Annotated in this window: 17 protein-coding genes and 1 pseudogene; 13 read left to right on the top strand and 5 right to left on the bottom strand. The window is 65.0% G+C overall.

The features are described 5' to 3' along the window. The first annotated feature begins 1 nt into the window (after position 1). Genes AB0L63_RS16800 through AB0L63_RS16785 form a run of 4 tightly spaced genes read left to right on the top strand, consistent with a single transcriptional unit; the run spans position 2 to position 4,906 of the window. On the top strand, positions 2–1,288 hold the full coding sequence (locus AB0L63_RS16800) for a heavy-metal-associated domain-containing protein (RefSeq protein ID WP_364500980.1): 1,287 nt from the start codon (positions 2–4) through the stop codon (positions 1,286–1,288). Beyond that, positions 1,285–2,877, top strand: a complete 1,593-nt coding sequence (locus AB0L63_RS16795) for a decarboxylase (protein WP_364500977.1) — start codon at positions 1,285–1,287, stop codon at positions 2,875–2,877. The genes AB0L63_RS16800 and AB0L63_RS16795 overlap by 4 nt, the downstream gene beginning before the upstream one ends. After that, positions 2,877–4,196 (top strand): pyridoxal-phosphate dependent enzyme, encoded by a 1,320-nt coding sequence (locus tag AB0L63_RS16790; protein ID WP_364500974.1) that lies wholly within the window; start codon positions 2,877–2,879, stop codon positions 4,194–4,196. Before AB0L63_RS16795 ends, AB0L63_RS16790 begins: the two co-directional genes overlap by 1 nt. A 35-nt stretch (positions 4,197–4,231) precedes the next feature. Next, entirely contained in the window at positions 4,232–4,906 is a 675-nt protein-coding gene (locus AB0L63_RS16785; protein WP_364500972.1) for a TetR/AcrR family transcriptional regulator, read from the top strand. Positions 4,907–5,008: 102 nt separating this feature from the next. Here AB0L63_RS16785 and AB0L63_RS16780 read toward each other — a convergent pair. Beyond that, positions 5,009–5,167: pseudogene (locus tag AB0L63_RS16780) on the bottom strand (transcriptional regulator); the annotation flags it as partial. A 65-nt stretch (positions 5,168–5,232) separates the two neighbouring features. Here AB0L63_RS16780 and AB0L63_RS16775 point away from each other — a divergent pair. The 5 genes from AB0L63_RS16775 to ligD all read left to right on the top strand — a co-directional run bounded on the left by AB0L63_RS16775 (position 5,233) and on the right by ligD (position 9,437). Next, the gene (locus AB0L63_RS16775) at positions 5,233–5,466 is read left to right on the top strand and encodes a hypothetical protein (RefSeq protein WP_364500970.1); all 234 of its coding nucleotides are present in this window, start codon (positions 5,233–5,235) and stop codon (positions 5,464–5,466) included. Between the two features lie 38 nt (positions 5,467–5,504). Next, complete coding sequence (locus AB0L63_RS16770) at positions 5,505–6,605, top strand: SPFH domain-containing protein (RefSeq protein WP_364500968.1); 1,101 nt, start codon at positions 5,505–5,507, stop codon at positions 6,603–6,605. A 31-nt stretch (positions 6,606–6,636) separates the two neighbouring features. Continuing rightward, complete coding sequence (locus AB0L63_RS16765; protein ID WP_364500965.1) at positions 6,637–7,035, top strand: cold shock domain-containing protein; 399 nt, start codon at positions 6,637–6,639, stop codon at positions 7,033–7,035. Positions 7,036–7,341: 306 nt separating this feature from the next. Then, complete coding sequence (locus AB0L63_RS16760; protein ID WP_364500962.1) at positions 7,342–8,427, top strand: ATP-dependent DNA ligase; 1,086 nt, start codon at positions 7,342–7,344, stop codon at positions 8,425–8,427. Continuing rightward, positions 8,427–9,437, top strand: a complete 1,011-nt coding sequence (gene ligD / locus AB0L63_RS16755; RefSeq protein ID WP_364500958.1) for a non-homologous end-joining DNA ligase — start codon at positions 8,427–8,429, stop codon at positions 9,435–9,437. Before AB0L63_RS16760 ends, ligD begins: the two co-directional genes overlap by 1 nt. Positions 9,438–9,485: 48 nt before the next feature. Here the strand turns inward: ligD and AB0L63_RS16750 are convergent, their stop codons facing one another. Continuing rightward, complete coding sequence (locus tag AB0L63_RS16750; protein ID WP_364500955.1) at positions 9,486–10,247, bottom strand: DUF4190 domain-containing protein; 762 nt, start codon at positions 10,245–10,247, stop codon at positions 9,486–9,488. A 302-nt stretch (positions 10,248–10,549) separates the two neighbouring features. On the opposite strand from AB0L63_RS16750, the gene AB0L63_RS16745 reads away from it, so the two are divergent. After that, entirely contained in the window at positions 10,550–10,918 is a 369-nt protein-coding gene (locus tag AB0L63_RS16745; protein WP_364500952.1) for a hypothetical protein, read from the top strand. A 14-nt stretch (positions 10,919–10,932) separates the two neighbouring features. Here the strand turns inward: AB0L63_RS16745 and AB0L63_RS16740 are convergent, their stop codons facing one another. Together AB0L63_RS16740 and AB0L63_RS16735 are read right to left on the bottom strand one after the other, a co-directional pair. Then, positions 10,933–11,568 carry a helix-turn-helix domain-containing protein gene (locus tag AB0L63_RS16740; RefSeq protein WP_364500949.1) on the bottom strand — a complete coding sequence of 212 codons (636 nt, stop codon included), beginning with the start codon at positions 11,566–11,568 and terminating at the stop codon, positions 10,933–10,935. Positions 11,569–11,587: 19 nt separating this feature from the next. Continuing rightward, on the bottom strand, positions 11,588–12,733 hold the full coding sequence (locus AB0L63_RS16735; RefSeq protein ID WP_364500946.1) for an acyl-CoA dehydrogenase family protein: 1,146 nt from the start codon (positions 12,731–12,733) through the stop codon (positions 11,588–11,590). A 190-nt stretch (positions 12,734–12,923) separates the two neighbouring features. On the opposite strand from AB0L63_RS16735, the gene AB0L63_RS16730 reads away from it, so the two are divergent. Genes AB0L63_RS16730 through AB0L63_RS16720 form a run of 3 tightly spaced genes read left to right on the top strand, consistent with a single transcriptional unit; the run spans position 12,924 to position 15,810 of the window. Continuing rightward, the gene (locus tag AB0L63_RS16730) at positions 12,924–13,679 is read left to right on the top strand and encodes a (Fe-S)-binding protein (RefSeq protein WP_364500943.1); all 756 of its coding nucleotides are present in this window, start codon (positions 12,924–12,926) and stop codon (positions 13,677–13,679) included. Next, entirely contained in the window at positions 13,676–15,190 is a 1,515-nt protein-coding gene (locus AB0L63_RS16725) for a lactate utilization protein B (protein WP_364500940.1), read from the top strand. Before AB0L63_RS16730 ends, AB0L63_RS16725 begins: the two co-directional genes overlap by 4 nt. After that, positions 15,187–15,810, top strand: a complete 624-nt coding sequence (locus AB0L63_RS16720; protein ID WP_364500938.1) for an LUD domain-containing protein — start codon at positions 15,187–15,189, stop codon at positions 15,808–15,810. Before AB0L63_RS16725 ends, AB0L63_RS16720 begins: the two co-directional genes overlap by 4 nt. Here AB0L63_RS16720 and AB0L63_RS16715 read toward each other — a convergent pair. Then, on the bottom strand, positions 15,719–16,069 hold the full coding sequence (locus AB0L63_RS16715) for a transposase (RefSeq protein ID WP_364500935.1): 351 nt from the start codon (positions 16,067–16,069) through the stop codon (positions 15,719–15,721). The genes AB0L63_RS16720 and AB0L63_RS16715 overlap by 92 nt on opposite strands. Positions 16,070–16,072: the final 3 nt, after the last annotated feature.

The raw sequence follows: 16,072 nt of genomic DNA, 5'->3' as shown, positions 1-16,072 counted from the left end.
AATGCACGACACCCCGCGCTATGACCGGCGCGCGGCGTCCCGGATTCTGGCGGGACTGGCCCAACCCGGATTGTTCGACACTCCCATCGCGGTTCCGTCGAGTCGACATATCGAATACACCTGTGCCGCACTGCGTCCCGAGCCGGGCAGTCACCTCACCTATTCGCAGCGGCTGTACCTGCAACAGTTCATGCAACCGTGCCAGCCCGCGCAGGTCACCAGTGCGACGCACCGTATCGCCTGGACCGATAGCGACGGCGTCCCCAATACCGGACACTTCCGCGCCGATGGCCTCGGCCCGCTCGTGCCCATCGCCATGCGTGAAACCGTGCTGGTGCTCTGGCATGCCCTCGCCGCGAATTCCGCACTGACACAACGGGTCGACGGCCTCGGCCCGCGCGAGCACGCGCTGTTGGACGGCACTACCACCGATCACGATCCGATCGAAATCTTCCGCGTCGGCATCGAGGCCACCGGGCGCGCACTGGCCCAGCATGCACTGCTGGCGCGGCAGACGCAGTATCGCACGGCGGCCGAATTCGCCAGGGGCATCTACGATTCCGGCATCTTCACCTCGGTCGCCACCCGCTGGTACTGGGAGCTGCAGGCCTCCACCTACCGCCGCGGCATGATTCCGGTGACCCTGGCCGCACAACCCGACGGCACGGTGCGCTACACCGCCGACACAGTGGCAACGCTGCGCGCGATGAAGGATGCCACCATCGAGGACGCGCACACGGTAATGCGGCGAGCGACTGGCGTCGAGGGACTCAGCGTCGACGCGGCCATTGACAAGTACCATGACGATCTCGATCTCATCTCCCGCCAGTACGCGCTGCTGCCCGGCAATACCCGGCCCGCATGCCTGGCCGCCATGCCACATCATCTCGGCGGCGCCCATTACACGCTGTTGCCGGTGGTCGTGGACAAGTTCGTCGAGATCTTCGAACAGCTCGCCGAGCGGATCCGGATCACCGAGGTGAATGCCGAGCTGGACGAACTGACCGCCGACCTGCCTGCCAGCGCCGAGGATCGGATCTTCTATGTGCCCGATATGAGCTGTCAGCACTGTGTTCGCACGATCACCGGGGTGCTGGAGAATATGGGCATCAAGATGATCGAGATCGATCTGCCCAGTAAGCGGGTGGTCGCCGAATTCCGCAGTCCGCGCAATCGGGCCCGCGCCTTCGAGTCGATCCGCGACGGCGGCTACAACCCGGTGACCGAGAAACCGGCGCGAACCGCATTGGCGCCCGTGCGATCCCAGCCCACGGAAACCGCCGTATGACGGCACCGCCACCGGCGCTACCCGCGAAGATCCATCCGCTGGTGCGCGCCTATCTCGATACCCGCGACGCCGTCGAGGAGACGCTGATTCGCTTCGGATCCCCGATCCACCTGGTGTTTCCGCAGGTCTACGCGGAGAACCTGGAGCGATTGCGCGCCGTACTAGACAGCAAGGATGCGCGCTACCGAATCTGCTACGCGCACAAGGTGAATCAGTCCCGTGCCTTCGTGCGCACCGCCGAACATGCCGGAATCGCCATCGATGTCGCCTCGCCGCAGGAGCTGGCCAATGCCATCGGAGCCGGATTCCACCCGATGCGGATCGAGGTGACCGGACCGAAAGGTGAAGCGTTCCTGCGTGATCTGATCGATTGCGGTGTCACCATCAATGTCGACAATCTGTGGGAGTTGCAGCGGATCACCGAATTGGCCGGTGATCGCGCACGAGTTCCGGTGCTGTTACGGGTGTCCGGCTTCGACGAGACGGCGGTGAGCCGGTTCGGTGTCCCGCTGGCCCATGTGGACCGTGCCCTGGACCTGCTGTCGGCCAACCGCCGCCGAATCGAGTTCCTCGGCTTCGCCTTTCATATCGACTCCGGTGATGCCGCGGAACGCATCCGGGCCATCGACGCCTGCCTCGATTTGGTCGAGCGCGCCTACGATTGTGGCCTCGGCCCTTCGGTATTGAATATCGGCGGCGGCTTCCGGCAGGTGTTCACCGCCGACGCGGACCGCTTCGACGGATATGTGCGGGCACTGCGCGAATCGCTGCTCGGCCGTGGCGAATCGATGAGCTGGTCGAACAATACCTTCGGCTATCACGTCGATGACGGTGCGGTGCACGGGATTCCGGTCTTCCACAAGTATGCGAACACCGTGGCCGCGACGCGGATGCTGGACGATCTGCTCGGTGCCCCGCTGGAGCGGCACGGTGGCCGCACCGTGGCACAGGTCGCCGGGGACAATATGCTCGATATCTGGTTGGAGCCGGGTAAAGCGCTGGTCGATCATGCGGGGGTGACGGTGTCGCGGGTGGAGTTCGTCAAGGAGCTCGCTGATGGCACGGTGCTGGTAAATCTGGATCTGAGCCGGGATCAGGTGACACCCGCGGATCAGGAGGTCATGGTCGATCCGGTGATCCTGCCGAGTGTCGCGCATCTGCCGAGTCCTGTGCGCGATGCCGTCCCGGGCGATGGCGTATTGCCGCCGCGCGGCGCCGCCGACACCACACCGACATTGCGTCCGGTGGTCGAATCCGGCCCGGTCGGTGTGTATTTCGCCGGACGCCTGTGCCTGGAGCGTGATCTGATCACCAATCACAAGGTGTGGCTGCCCGAATGCCCACGCCAGGGTGATCTGGTGGTGTTTCCGAATACCGGGGCCTACCACATGGATCTGTCCGCGGCCTCGGCGTCGATGCACGCACTGCCCGCGAAACTCGCCGTCGTACACCGCGCGGGCAGTTTCCAGGTCTACCGCGATACCGACTACGAACCACTCATACCGGTCGGTCTGCCGCCACCGCGCCGAACACCCCCGCGCGGCCCCCGGCGACCGCCGCTGCCGCGCCGCCCCTCCGAGGCGCCGTAATGCGCTACGACCACATCACCGAGCTGATCGGCAATACGCCGCTGCTGCGGCTGGATCCGGCGGTGCACGGCCTGGACAATGTCGAGCTGTACGCGAAACTGGAGTCGCACAATCCCTTCGGCTCGGTCAAGGACCGGGTGGCCTGGGGCATGATCCGCGACGATCTGGATGAGATCCGGGCGGGCGGGCAGACGCTCATCGAGGCGTCCAGCGGCAATACCGCCAAGGCGCTGCGCATTCTCGGCGCGATACACGGCATCGGTCTACGCGCGGTGACCAATCGGATCAAGGTCGCCGAGGTGCGGGAGCTGCTGCAGCTGTTCGGCACCGAGATCGTGGAGTTGCCCGGCCTGTCCGAATGTCCGGACCCGACCACACCGAACGATGTGTATTCGGTGATCGAGGCGACCATGAGCAAGGAACCGGGCGCCTATTATCACGCCTCGCAGTACACCAACGAGAAGAATATCGAGGCGCATCACCACGGCACCGGCCGCGAGATCCATGAAGACTTGGCCGCCGACGGCATCACTCGCGTCGACTATCTGATCGGCGGGCTCGGCACCACCGGCTCCACCCGTGGCACCGCCACCTACCTGCGCAAACACAATCCCGAATTGCGCTGTACCGCAGTGGTTTCCGATCGGTCGGATTTCATACCCGGTATCCGCTCGGAGAGCGAGATGTGGGATGTGGGACTGTTCCAACCCGATTTCTACGACCGTATCGTCACCATCGATTCCACCCGCGCGGTGGATGCTGCCCTCGCATTGGCCACCGGGTACGGCATCCTGGCCGGTCCGACCAGCGGCGCCAGCTATGCCGCGGCGCTGGAAACCCTTCGCGAGCAGGCGGCTTCCTCGAGTGAGCCGGTGGTGGCGGTCTTCATCGTCTGCGACCGACTCGAGCCGTATCTGTCTTATATCAAGAAGCGCAGGCCGGAACTGTTCGGCCGCGCCGATCGCCGCCGCGCACCAACGGCTGCCGAACTCGCCGCGACCCCCACCGTATCCCCGCAGGAATTGGCCGAACTGGACCGCACCGCCCGCCCCACCATCGTGGACACCCGCGGCGCCATGGCCTATCGCATCGGTCACGTGCCGGGCGCGATCAATATCCGCGACGACCAACTCGACGATATGTTCACCCACGGCATCCCGTTTTCCCGATCACGCCCCCTGATATTCGTATGTCCGGTCGGCGAACTATCCCGGCGCTTCGCCGCGATCGCCCGCGAGGACGGTTTCGACGCCAGCAGCCTCGGCGGCGGAATCGTCGCCTGGCGCGATGCCGGATTCGCACTCGAACGCGGCGGCTGAACCGTCCCCGGCTCGCGCACGGCGACCGGAGGTGTGTGGGCAACCCTGACCTCGCCCCGATAGCCAGGCATTACTGTGGGCGGGTGCAGAAAGGCCAGGAATCAGCGGACGATGCCGGTCCTCGGATCTGGGGCGGTACGACGCTCACCGAACGTCGAGAGGCTCGCCGCGCCGCGCTGCTAGAGGCCGCGCTCGACCTGATCGGGGAATCGGGTGCGAGCGGTGTCACCATGCGAGCGGTGTGTCGGCGCGCCAATCTCACCGACCGGTACTTCTATGAGAGCTTCACCAGCCGCGACGAACTACTGGATGTGCTCTACCGGCAGGTCGCCGACGAATTCCTGGAACCGATGACCGCCTTCGCCGCCGCCGATCCCGCCCGCGACCGCGCGCTGTCGGAGATCCTGGTCGACAAGGTGCTCGCCGATCCGCGCAAGTCCCGGCTGTTCCTGGTCGAACCGTACTCGAGCACCGGCCTCGGCCAGACCACCATCGCGGTCATGCCGGTCTTCACCAAGGTCCTGCAGGATCATCTGTTCGCCCATATCGATGATCCGGTGCGGCGCAGACTGGCCGCACTCACCATGGCCAGCGGTAATGCGGGCATGTTCTCGGCCTGGTTGAACGGATCGCTGCGCGCCACCCGCGAGCAGGTCATCGAGCACTGCGTGGCGACGCTCGCCGCCTACCGCTCGCTGTACCAGTCCTGATTCGAGCCGCATTCGGCTGCGGCGCAGCGGGATTGAACGTTGCGCGCGGCGTACATCGGACGGCGGACCAGGTGAGTCGATCCACGCAGCGAGCAACCGCAGTGCGGTCTCCGTGGCCGAGCCGGCCTCGGCGGTATAGATGCACAGTGTCTGATCGGGATCGCCTGGCAGCGAGACACATTCGTAGTCGATGGTGAGATCGCCGACGAGCGAGTGGCGGTAGCGTTTGGTGCCGTGGCTGCGTTCGCGGACGTTGTGATCGGCCTCCCTCTCGTAACCGCGCGTACGCTGACAACTCGGGCACTGAGTGCGAGGAGTTCATCGCGATGACCGACCCTGTACAGGGTTTGACGGGTACGCTCACATCGCCGATCCGGGGTGCCGGAATGCTCGGCGAAGTATTGGTTGCGATTCGCGGGGGCAGGGAGATATATATCGCGCGGGCGGCCGAGCCGATCTCGGCCGGCGAAACTGTCTTGATCATCGCGGTACAGCCGGGCCGCATCGTCGATGTGGTGCCGTGGATTCCGCTCGAACCCGTCCCGGTCGATGACATCTGACACCCGTGATCGAAGTTATGAACTGCTAGGGAGGCACAGTGCTGGGATATCACGTTCCGGATCCTGACGAGGCGATGCTGGTCAGCGGCGGTAAGAGCAAGGACAACGCACCCTTCGGCGTGGTCATCGGGCGCGGCAAATGGGTGATGCCGTTCTTCCGCAAGGTGAGCTACCTGTCGCTGGCCATGTTCGAGGCCGAGATCAAGGAACGCTGCGTCACCAAGCAGGCCATCCAGCTCGAGGTGCGCGCGGTGATCGCGTTCAAGGTTGCCAACGACACCCAGTCGATCGTCAATGCGGCCCAACGCTTTCTGTCCGAACAGGAGCGGGAGATGTCGGTGCTGACCGGCCGCATCTTCTCCGGACACCTGCGCTCGATCGTCGGTTCGATGACGGTCGAGGAGATCATCCGCGAACGCCAGCGGCTGGCCGACGAGGTGCTGGTGGCCTCCAAGGTGGAGATGAGCAATATCGGCCTGTGGGTGGATTCGTTCCAGATCCAATCCATCGATGACGGCAATCTGGGATACATCACCGCACTGGCCGCACCGCACAATGCGGCCGTGCAGCGCGATGCGCAGATCGCGCAATCCCAGGCCGCGCAGCACGCCGCCGAGGCCGAACAGGAATCGCTGCGCCGCCGCGCCGAATATCAGCGCGAGACCGCCATTCTCCAGGCGCAGTATCAGCAGGATATCGATAAGGCCAATGCCGAAGCGGCGCAGGCCGGCCCGCTGGCCGAGGCCAAGGCGATGCAGGAGGTCCTCGCCGCGCAGGCCGAGCAGGCACGCAAGGAGGCCGAACTGCGTGAGCAGCAGTTGCAGGCCGAAGTCGTGAAACCCGCTCAGGCCGAGGCGGAACGGGTGCGCATCCTCGCCGAGGCCGAGGCCGATCGGACCCGGATCCAGGCCGAGGCGGCGGCCTCGAACAATCGGATCGCATTGGACCAGTTGCTGATCGAGCAACTGCCGGAAATCGTCAAGCAGGCCTCCAACGGCCTGGCAAGCGCCAACCTGACGGTCCTCAACGGTCCGGACGGCGTCGGCGAATTGGTCAACGGAATGGTCGGTCAGGGCCTCACTGTATTCAACTCGTTACAAAAGGCGCTTTCGTCCAACAACGGGGATAATGCGGGTTAAAGTGACCGAGTAGCGTCGGCGCGAGGAGCGGGTGTTGGTGTCCATCGGGAAATTGGTGTCGTTCGACAGTTCGCGGGGATTCGGGTTCATCCGGCCCGACGATGGTGGCCCGGACGTGTTCGTTCATGTCAACGACATCGGACTGGACGAGGACGAGCTGCGTCAGGGGCGGGTGTTCGAATTCGATGTGACCGAGGGTGACCGTGGTCCGAAGGCGGTCAACCTCGCGGTGGTCGGCGGTCAACCGCTGGCACCCGCTCCTCGGCACAAGAAGGACAGATCCGGCTCCGGCCAGCTGACCGCCACCGAACACAAACGCCTGATCACCGAACTACTACTGGACGCGAGCCCTGCTCTCACCGCCGGCGAGATCCTCACCATCCGCGACCGCCTCACCGCTTTCGCCGATCAGCACGGCTGGCTGGAGTAGCGCAAGCTCCGCTCCCCCGCCTCCCCGGGCCTTCAGGCGCCAGACTCAGGTGCCACAAAAATTGCGTCGCGCCTGGTGGCAAGGTGTAAGTCGGGTTAGCCCGTCCCCGGTGAGTCACCCATGTTCGCACCTGATCAGTTGTTGCGTGGTCGGCCACCCTCGACGCCACCACGGGCGGTCCGGGCGAGGTTTACGACCTTGTCGGACCGGAGTCCTAGGATCGAGCCACCGCCCCGACCGCACCGATGAATCCGCGTCGACTGCGACGTCGATATGGGTGAGAGAACGGACCCCGAGGAGGATGGTGTGGACTTACCCGTGATGCCGCCCGTCAGGCCGATGCTGGCGAAAACGGCGCCCTCGGTGCCACGTGAGCCGGGCCTGAGTTACGAACCGAAATGGGATGGTTTTCGCTGCGTGGTGTTCCGCGATGGCGACGAGGTGGAACTCGGTTCCCGCAATGACCGCCCCCTCACCCGCTATTTTCCCGAGGTCGCCGAACTGCTGAAGGCGGCACTGCCGGATAAATGCGTGGTGGACGGTGAAATCGTGGTGGTCACCGATGAGGGACTCAATTTCGACACCTTGCAGAATCGGTTACATCCGGCGGCGTCGCGGGTCAACAAGTTGGCCAAGGAAACGCCCGCGAGCTTTGTCGCCTTCGATCTGCTCGCGCTCGGCGATAAGGATCTGACCGGCGAACCGTTCGCCGAACGCCGACGGCTGCTGGAGACCATTCTGGATACCGAACTCGCCCGCGTGCACCTGACCCCGGTCACCCAGGATCCCGCCGTCGCCGAGGACTGGTTCACCCGCTTCGAGGGTGCGGGTTTCGACGGCGTCATGGTCAAGTCCAACGACCTGGCGTATCTGCAGGACAAGCGGGTGATGCTCAAGGTCAAACACGAACGCACCGCCGACTGTGTGGTGGCCGGTTTCCGCTGGCACAAAGATGGTGAGGGCATCGGTTCCCTGCTGCTCGGACTCTTCGACGACGAGGGCAATATGCATCATGTCGGTGTGGCGAGCAGTTTCCCCGCAGCCAAACGCAAGTCGCTGGTGGATGAGCTGAAACCCTTGCGGGAGAACGCATTGGCGAACCACCCGTGGCGAGAATGGGCCGATGCGGCGGCGCAGGCCAAGGCCGAGGGCAAGATGCCGGGCGGGGTGAGCCGGTGGACCGGCGGTAAGGATCTGTCCTGGGAGGCGCTGCGGCCGGAGTTGGTCGCCGAGGTCCGCTATGAACATGTGCAGTCGGGTCGGTTGCGGCACGGCGGCAGACTGGTCCGTTTCCGGTCCGATCGCACCCCGGAATCGTGTACCTACGCGCAGCTCGACGAGGTCGCACCGGCCGAATTGAGCGCCATCTTCACCAAAGCCCGGGGGAAATGATGAGTGAATCGGTCGATATCGAGGTGGACGGCAGAACCGTCACCATCAGCAATCCGAACAAGATCTACTTCACCAAACGCGGTGAGACAAAACTCGATCTGGTGCGGTACTACCAAGCGGTGGCCGAGCCGTTCCTGAAGGTGGTGCGCGATCGGCCGCTGCTGTTGGAGCGGTATCCCGATGGGGCATCCGGTAAGTCGTGGTTCCAGAAACGGGTGCCGAAATCCGCGCCCGATTGGCTGCACACCGTCGAGGTCGCCACGCCCAACGGCACCACCAGCGATGCCCTTGTCGCCCACGATCTCGCACACGTTCTGTGGGCGGTGAACCAGGGCTGCCTCGGTTTCCATGTCTGGCCCAATCACGTCGACGATCTGAATATCGCCGATGAGCTGCGCATCGACCTGGATCCCTCCCCCGGCAACACCTTCGACGATCTCAAACACGCCGCCGTACTCACCCGCGAGCTGTTCACCGAACTCGGCATCGACTCCAGGATCAAGACCTCCGGCTCGCGCGGATTGCACATTTACGTTGCGCTGGAACCGAAATGGGACGGCTATCAGGTGCGCGCGGCGGCGGTCGCGCTGGCTCGGGAACTGGAGCGGCGGCATCCGGACGAGATCACCGCGCAGTGGTGGAAGGAGGAACGCGGCGACCGCGTCTTCGTCGACTTCAACCAGAATGCTCCGCACAAGACGGTTTTCGGCGCGTGGTGCGTGCGCCCGAAGGTCGGCGCACAGGTCTCCACGCCGATCGACTGGTCCGATCTGGATACCATTGTCCCCGAGGAATTGACCATCGTCACCGTTCCCACCCGGCTGGCCGAATCCGGCGACCCGTGGGCGGACCGACCGGCCCAATCCATCGAGCCGCTGCTGAAAATGTCGGAGCGAGATATGGCATCCGGGCTCATGGACGCACCGTGGCCACCGCAATATCCCAAGATGCCGAACGAGCCGCCCCGGGTCCAACCGAGCCGGGCCAAGAAGCCGGAGACAGCAGAATAGCTACTGGAAGGCTATTCGGTTCCGCACCCTATTCGGTCCCCAACCGCGCTACTCGGTCCACAGCACCCACGCCTTGCTCTCACACGTCAATGCGCGCCCGTCGGCGGTGCGGGCGCTCTTGGTCGAACCGTCGCATTTGGCTCCGGGCTCGGCGATGGTGCCACCGACGGTGTACGGACCGCTCCACTGATAGACACCGCTGCTGGCCAGGCATAGCAGGGTGGTGCCGTCCGCGCCCGTACCGATGCGGCCCGGCTCGGTGCACACCGTGCCCTTCTTCGGGGTCGCCTGGCTCGTCGACGGGGCGGCCGAGGTCACCGGGGGCACAACGACGGTCGGCGCCACCGAAGGCTGCACGACGGCGGTCTGGGCGATAGTGGAGGGCAGCGCGACACTCGAGACGACCGGGGTCCGGTTCGCCCCGGACAGCGCATCGGCGAGATTGCTGCCCGACAGCACGACATATCCTGCGACAGCGACCACCTCGAGCACACCGAGCAGCAATGCGCACACCGCCATCGCCTTACCACGCGGATGGCTGAAGGCGATGAACCCGAACACGATCGCGACCGGGAAGAGGCCGAGCAGGGCGGCTACCAATGCGACGATCGCATACGGGTTGACGATGGGCGGAACCTCGACCCGTAGTCGACCGGCCCGGGAAGCCCGCCGGGCCGGTGGCTCGACCTCCGGCCAGCGGTCGCTTGGCTCCGAATCCGGCCACCGGTCGATCGCTGCCGTCTCGGCCTCGTACTCGTCCGGCTGCGCCTGCGGCCAGCGCTCGCGCTCACGGTTATCCGTCCGTGCCATCCAGGTCCCTCTTCCACACCACCAAACCGCGCAGGAACCTCGAACTGCCCGGACCCGCCCCGATACCGACAAAGGATAGGGGCCGACGGCCGCAACATCTTCCGAAACAGCCGATCGATCGTCATCAAACCGTAATCGCGAACGCCGCCATGTCAACTCGGCACCGCGCGGACGGGATTCGGCGCGATGCCGATCGAGCATCGGAGTAACAAACCAGCAACCGCCACTCCCGCGCCGCGCCGTCGAGGTACATGCTGGTCTCGGGACCGATTCATGCGGTGATTTCGGCACAGGAGGGTTCCATGCTCGCCGAATCCGGTTCGACCGGACAACAACGCCGCCCGTGGCATTCCCACGCGGGCGACCTACTCGGTGACGACTACAACGTTCCCGGCATCATCCTCTGCGCCCTCGGCATCGTCGCGATGGCCTGCACGCTGACCGCGGCCGGTTACGGCTTCATCGGCTGGACCCAGATCGGTGCCATAGCGACGGCCGCATTGTGGATCACCGGAATCGGCGCACTGCTGGTCGAACATCGCCGCGAGGAAGTGATCGAACTGAAATACGGCCGCAACGGGCACGCACCCGGCCATGTGCGGCCTGTCCGCTACAGTGCCACCGAGCACAGGATCGCGGCGCGGGACAGCCGTTCGGAATTGCCGAAATAGCTTGCGGCGTAAGGTCAGGGCCCGGGATCGACCTTCGGCATGGTTTCGGTCATCAGTGTCATCAGCATGTCGGACAGCAGCATGTGCACCTGCTCGCGGGTGAGAGCGCCGCGGGTGATCCATTCCCGGCCCGCGACTTTCACCAACCCACCGAAGGCGCGGACCATGGCGCGCAATTGCGCACTGCGCGCCGAATCCGCGCGACCGACCATCAGCAGCATTCGCTCGGCGGCCGCGTCATCGGCCTGATCCAGGATCTGCTGTACCTCGGGATCTTCGCCGACACCTTCGTGACTGGTCACCTTGACCCAGGTACTGCCGTGTTCGGAGATCACATCGAGCAGCCAGTGCACACTCGCATCGACGCGCTCCCGATCGGTGCCGGTCGGGGCGACCATATCGTCTAGGCGTGGCAGCGTGACCATTCGGCGCACGACCGCTAGATACAGATCACGCTTATTGCCGAAGTAATGGTTGATCAGTCCGCGCGCGACTCCGGCCCGCTGCGCGAGTTCCGCGGTGGAGACCGCCGCGTAGGGCCGCTCGCCGAACATGTCGATCGCACACTCCAGGATCTGTGCGCGTCGCTCGTCCGGTTCCAGCCTGCGCCTGCGCGGCTGCGCCTCGGTGTCGTTTCGAGCGACCTGCAAGCGATCGCTAGCGGTGACTTCAGAGTGACCTGGCAATGAGATCCTTCATTACCTCGTTGCTGCCCGCGAGGATGCGCAGCACTCGGGCGCCGGTGTAGAGCTGGGAAATCGGATACTCCGTCATATAGCCGTAGCCGCCGAACAGTTGCAGGCAGCGATCGACCACAATACCGAGTTGGTCGGTGAGCCAATACTTCGACATCGCAGCCGTGGGAATATCGAGTTCGCCGCGTAGATGTTTGCCGATGCAGTCGTCGAGGAAGATCCGGCTCACCTTGGCGATGGTCGCGCATTCGGCCAGCTCGAATTTGGTGTTCTGCATCGCGAACAGCGGCTTGCCGAACACCTCGCGCCCCTTGGTGTATTCGACGGTCAGCCGCACCGCGTTCTCCATCATGGCGACCGCGAGAATGCCGGTGACCAGTCGCTCCTGGGCCAGCAGTTGCATCATCTGATAGAAGCCCTGGCCCTCGGCCTCGCCGAGCAGATTCGAGGCGGGTACGCGTAGTCCGTCGAAGAACAGCTCCGCGGTGTCCTGGGACTTGCCGCCGATCTTGTTCAGGATGCGGCCGCGTTTGAATCCCGGCGTCTGGTCACCGACCTCGGCGAAGATCAGCGAAACGCCCGCCGCGCCCTTGGTCGGATCGGTCTTGGCCGCGATGAGGATGCCGTCGCAGAGCCAGCCATTGGTAATAAAGATCTTCGACCCCGTGATGACGTACTCGTCGCCCTCGCGGATCGCGCGGGTCTTGATGTTCTGCAGATCCGAGCCGGTGCCCGGTTCGGTCATGCCGATGGACAGCACCATCTCGCCGGTCGCGGCCTTGGGCAGCACCCGCTGCTTGAGGTCTTCGGTCCCGAAGTGGTGGAGATAGGGCGCGATGATCGAGCTGTGCACAGCCATACCCATCGAGCCGTCACCCGCGAACGCCTGTTCCTCGATGATCGCGGCCTCGTGCGCGAAAGTGCCGCCGCCACCGCCGTATTCGGTCGGGATCGCGGCGCACAGCAGGCCGAGTTCACCGGCCCGGTTGTACAGGGCGCGATCGGGGTGTCCCTGTGCGACGAACTTCTCCTCATGCGGGACCACTTCCTTGTCAAAGAAGTTTCGCGCCAGCTCCCGGACCGCCTCGACCTCGTCGTCACTCCATGCCGCGCGTGCCATCGCAGAAATCCTTTGCTCATCGCGCGAGCCAGTCGCACCCGCGTCTCGTCATCAGACTGACGAACTATTGGCGTTATGTCAACAAAGCGGGCGCGTGACAGATCGAGACGGTTTTACGAGGGCGGAACGCGGATCTGCCGAGCGCGTTACTGTGGTCTGACCACGCCGACGCACGATCCTGGAGATCCGCATGCGAATCGCGCTGTTCGCCACGTGCATCGGGGACACGATGTTCCCGGACGTTCCCAAAGCCACCGCTGTCCTGCTGACACGGCTCGGTCATGAGGTCGTGTTCCCGCCCGGTCAGACGTGCTGCGGGCAGATGCACGTGAACACCGGCTATCAGCCCGACGCGTTACCGCTGGTGCGCAACTACGCCGAAGAGTTCGGCGACGCCTCGATCGACGCCGTCGTCGTACCGTCGGGATCATGCGTCGGGTCGGTGCGGCATCAGCACGAGATCGTCGCCTCCCGCTATGGCAGCGCCGCGCTGTGTGGGCAGGTCGAGGCCGTGAAGGCGAAGACATACGAGCTGTCCGAACTACTCGTCGACGTCCTCGACGTCACCGATGTCGGCGCATACTTCCCGCACCGCGTCACCTACCACCCGACGTGTCATTCGCTGCGGATGCTCGGGGTGGGGGAAAAACCTTTGCGGTTGCTGCGGGCCGTGCGGGAGATCGACCTGGTCGAGCTGCCCGAGGCCGACACCTGCTGCGGGTTCGGTGGCACGTTCGCGATCAAGAACGCGGAGACATCGACGGCCATGCTTGCCGACAAGATCCGCAATATCGGCGACACCGGAGCCGAATTCTGTGCTGCCAGCGACTCGTCGTGTCTGTTTCACATCGGCGGCGGCATGTCGCGGCTGCGGATGGGCACCCGGACCGTGCACCTCGCCGAGATCCTCGCTTCCGTCGAGTCGAACGTGGGGGTGACCGCATGAGCGGTGTGACTCTGGGGCTGCCTTCTTTCCCGCCGCGCGCGCCGAAGGGCGTCGGATTCCTGCGCGGCACCGAGAAATTCCCGGCAGCCGCGCACCATGAGCTGGCCAACACGCAGCTGCGCAGCAACATCGGCAAGGCGACCCGCACCATCCGGGCCAAGCGCCGCAACGTCATCGGTGAGCTTCCGGACTGGCAGGATCTACGCGACACCGGCGCGGCGATCAAGACCGACGCGATGAACCGGCTGCCGCAGCTGCTCGAGCAGCTCGAGGCGGCCGTCACCGCACGCGGCGGGATCGTGCACTGGGCCGCCGACGCGAACGACGCCAACGCGATCGTCACCCGGCTCGTCCGTGCGACGAGGTCGGACGAGGTCATCAAGGTCAAGTCGATGGCTACTCAGGAGATCGAGCTCAACGAGCATCTCGCGGCGAACGGCATCCACGCGTACGAGACGGATCTGGCGGAGCTGATCGTGCAGCTCGGTCACGACAAGCCCTCGCACATCCTGGTCCCGGCGATCCACCGTAACCGGTCGGAGATCCGGGAGATCTTCCTGCGGGAGATGGCGGATGTCGACCCGGGGTTGGACGACGATCCCCAGCACCTCGCCGCCGCCGCGCGGAAGTTCCTCCGGCACAAGTTCATGACAGTGCCCGTCGCGATCTCGGGTGCCAACTTCGGCATCGCCGAGACCGGCACCCTCGGAGTGGTCGAGTCCGAGGGCAACGGCCGCATGTGCCTGACGATGCCGCAGACGCTCATCACCGTGATGGGCATCGAAAAGGTGATTCCCCGGTACACGGATCTCGAGGTGTTCCTGCAATTGTTGCCGCGGTCGTCGACCGGAGAGCGCATGAACCCGTACACCTCGATGTGGACAGGGGTGACACCTGGCGACGGCCCGCAGAACTTCCATCTGGTGCTGCTCGACAACGGTCGCACCGCCGCACTCGCGGACGCCGTAGGACGGCAGGCCCTGAACTGCATCCGGTGCTCGGCATGCTTGAACGTGTGCCCGGTGTACGAGCGCACCGGCGGCCACGCCTACGGCTCGACCTATCCCGGGCCGATCGGTGCGGTGCTCACCCCGCAGCTCGCGGGCATGGACGGCAAGAGCGACCCGAACTCGACCTTGCCATTCGCCTCGAGTCTGTGCGGGGCCTGCTACGACGCGTGCCCGGTCAAGATCGATATCCCGTCGCTGCTGGTGGAGTTGCGGCACCAGAAGGTGGAGAAGTCCGGCTTCGGAATCGAGGCCGCCGCTATGAAGGCGGCGTCGGTGGTGATGTCGTCCGCCGGGCGGTTCGCGGTGGCGCAGAAGGCCGCCGGGCTCGGGCGGGTGCTGGCCGGGAAAAAGGGCAAGATATCGACATTGCCGCCGCCGCTGAACGGCTGGACCGCCACACGCGACATCCCGACCCCGCCGAAGCAGACATTCCGACAGTGGTGGGACTCCACACAGGGGCGGGCCGTGATCGCCGCCGCACGGAAGGACGCGCAGCAGTGAACTCACGGGAGGTCATCATGGGACGCATCCGAGATGCGCTGACACTCGCGCCGCCGGTCGAGCAGGAGATCCCCCGCGCCTATCGGACCGGGCGGACGATGTCCAGCGAGCAACGCGTCGAACTACTGGTCGACCGCCTGCTCGATTACAAAGCCATCGTCCACCGCAGTGCGTCCGATGAGTTGCCGGATGTGCTGGCGCGGGTCCTCGCCGACGTCGGCGCCCGACGCGTCGGCGTCCCTGCGGGACTGGATGATTCGTGGCTGTCACGGTTCGCTGGTGAGGTTGTCGCCGACTCCTCGGATATGCCAGCCCCGCAGCTATCGGAGCTGGACGGCGTCGTGACCGCGTCAACGGTGACCTGCGCCGAGACCGGCACCATCTTCCTCGACGGCAGCGCGGCCCAGGGCCGCAGGGCATTGACCCTGGTGCCGGACCTGCACGTGTGCGTCGTGACCATCGAAAGCATCGAGGTCGGCGTACCAGAGGCACTGGCGCGACTGGTGCCCGAACGCCCGACCACTCTGATCAGTGGACCGTCCGCGACGTCGGATATCGAACTCGAACGTGTCGAGGGTGTCCACGGTCCACGAAACCTGCACGTCGTGATTGTGAGATGAGAACAAGGGGATGCTGATCCGACAATGAGCGTGGATCGATGCGTACCGCGTCCAGCATCGCGGTCCATGATGTGCGGCCGGACTCCAGCACCGCCACGAACGAGTGGGGCCACCCGAGAATCATTTGCGCTTGGCCTTTTCCGCGTCCATAGACGTGGCAGAACGCCCGATCGGGGCTGGTCGTGGCGTCCGGTCGCAGCCACGGACTGATATCGACGGCCGGCAAGATCCGGCCGTCGCCCTCGCGTGGCACCGACAAAAC

It is taken from the genome of Nocardia sp. NPDC051990 (assembly GCF_040680755.1).
In the GTDB taxonomy this organism is placed as follows: domain Bacteria; phylum Actinomycetota; class Actinomycetes; order Mycobacteriales; family Mycobacteriaceae; genus Nocardia.
The sequence above is the reverse complement of the archived record's forward strand: the minus strand, read 5'-3'. Positions and strand labels throughout refer to the sequence as shown.

What these genes read in the sequence shown, in the direction of transcription:
- AB0L63_RS16800 (WP_364500980.1), top strand. Translation starts at nt 2, where the DNA reads ATGCACGACACCCCGCGCTATGACCGGCGCGCGGCGTCCCGGATTCTG.
- AB0L63_RS16795 (WP_364500977.1), top strand. Translation starts at nt 1,285, where the DNA reads ATGACGGCACCGCCACCGGCGCTACCCGCGAAGATCCATCCGCTGGTG.
- AB0L63_RS16790 (WP_364500974.1), top strand. Translation starts at nt 2,877, where the DNA reads ATGCGCTACGACCACATCACCGAGCTGATCGGCAATACGCCGCTGCTG.
- AB0L63_RS16775 (WP_364500970.1), top strand. Translation starts at nt 5,233, where the DNA reads ATGACCGACCCTGTACAGGGTTTGACGGGTACGCTCACATCGCCGATC.
- ligD (WP_364500958.1), top strand. Translation starts at nt 8,427, where the DNA reads ATGAGTGAATCGGTCGATATCGAGGTGGACGGCAGAACCGTCACCATC.
- AB0L63_RS16750 (WP_364500955.1), bottom strand. Translation starts at nt 10,247, where the DNA reads ATGGCACGGACGGATAACCGTGAGCGCGAGCGCTGGCCGCAGGCGCAG.
- AB0L63_RS16745 (WP_364500952.1), top strand. Translation starts at nt 10,550, where the DNA reads ATGCTCGCCGAATCCGGTTCGACCGGACAACAACGCCGCCCGTGGCAT.
- AB0L63_RS16735 (WP_364500946.1), bottom strand. Translation starts at nt 12,733, where the DNA reads ATGGCACGCGCGGCATGGAGTGACGACGAGGTCGAGGCGGTCCGGGAG.
- AB0L63_RS16730 (WP_364500943.1), top strand. Translation starts at nt 12,924, where the DNA reads ATGCGAATCGCGCTGTTCGCCACGTGCATCGGGGACACGATGTTCCCG.
- AB0L63_RS16725 (WP_364500940.1), top strand. Translation starts at nt 13,676, where the DNA reads ATGAGCGGTGTGACTCTGGGGCTGCCTTCTTTCCCGCCGCGCGCGCCG.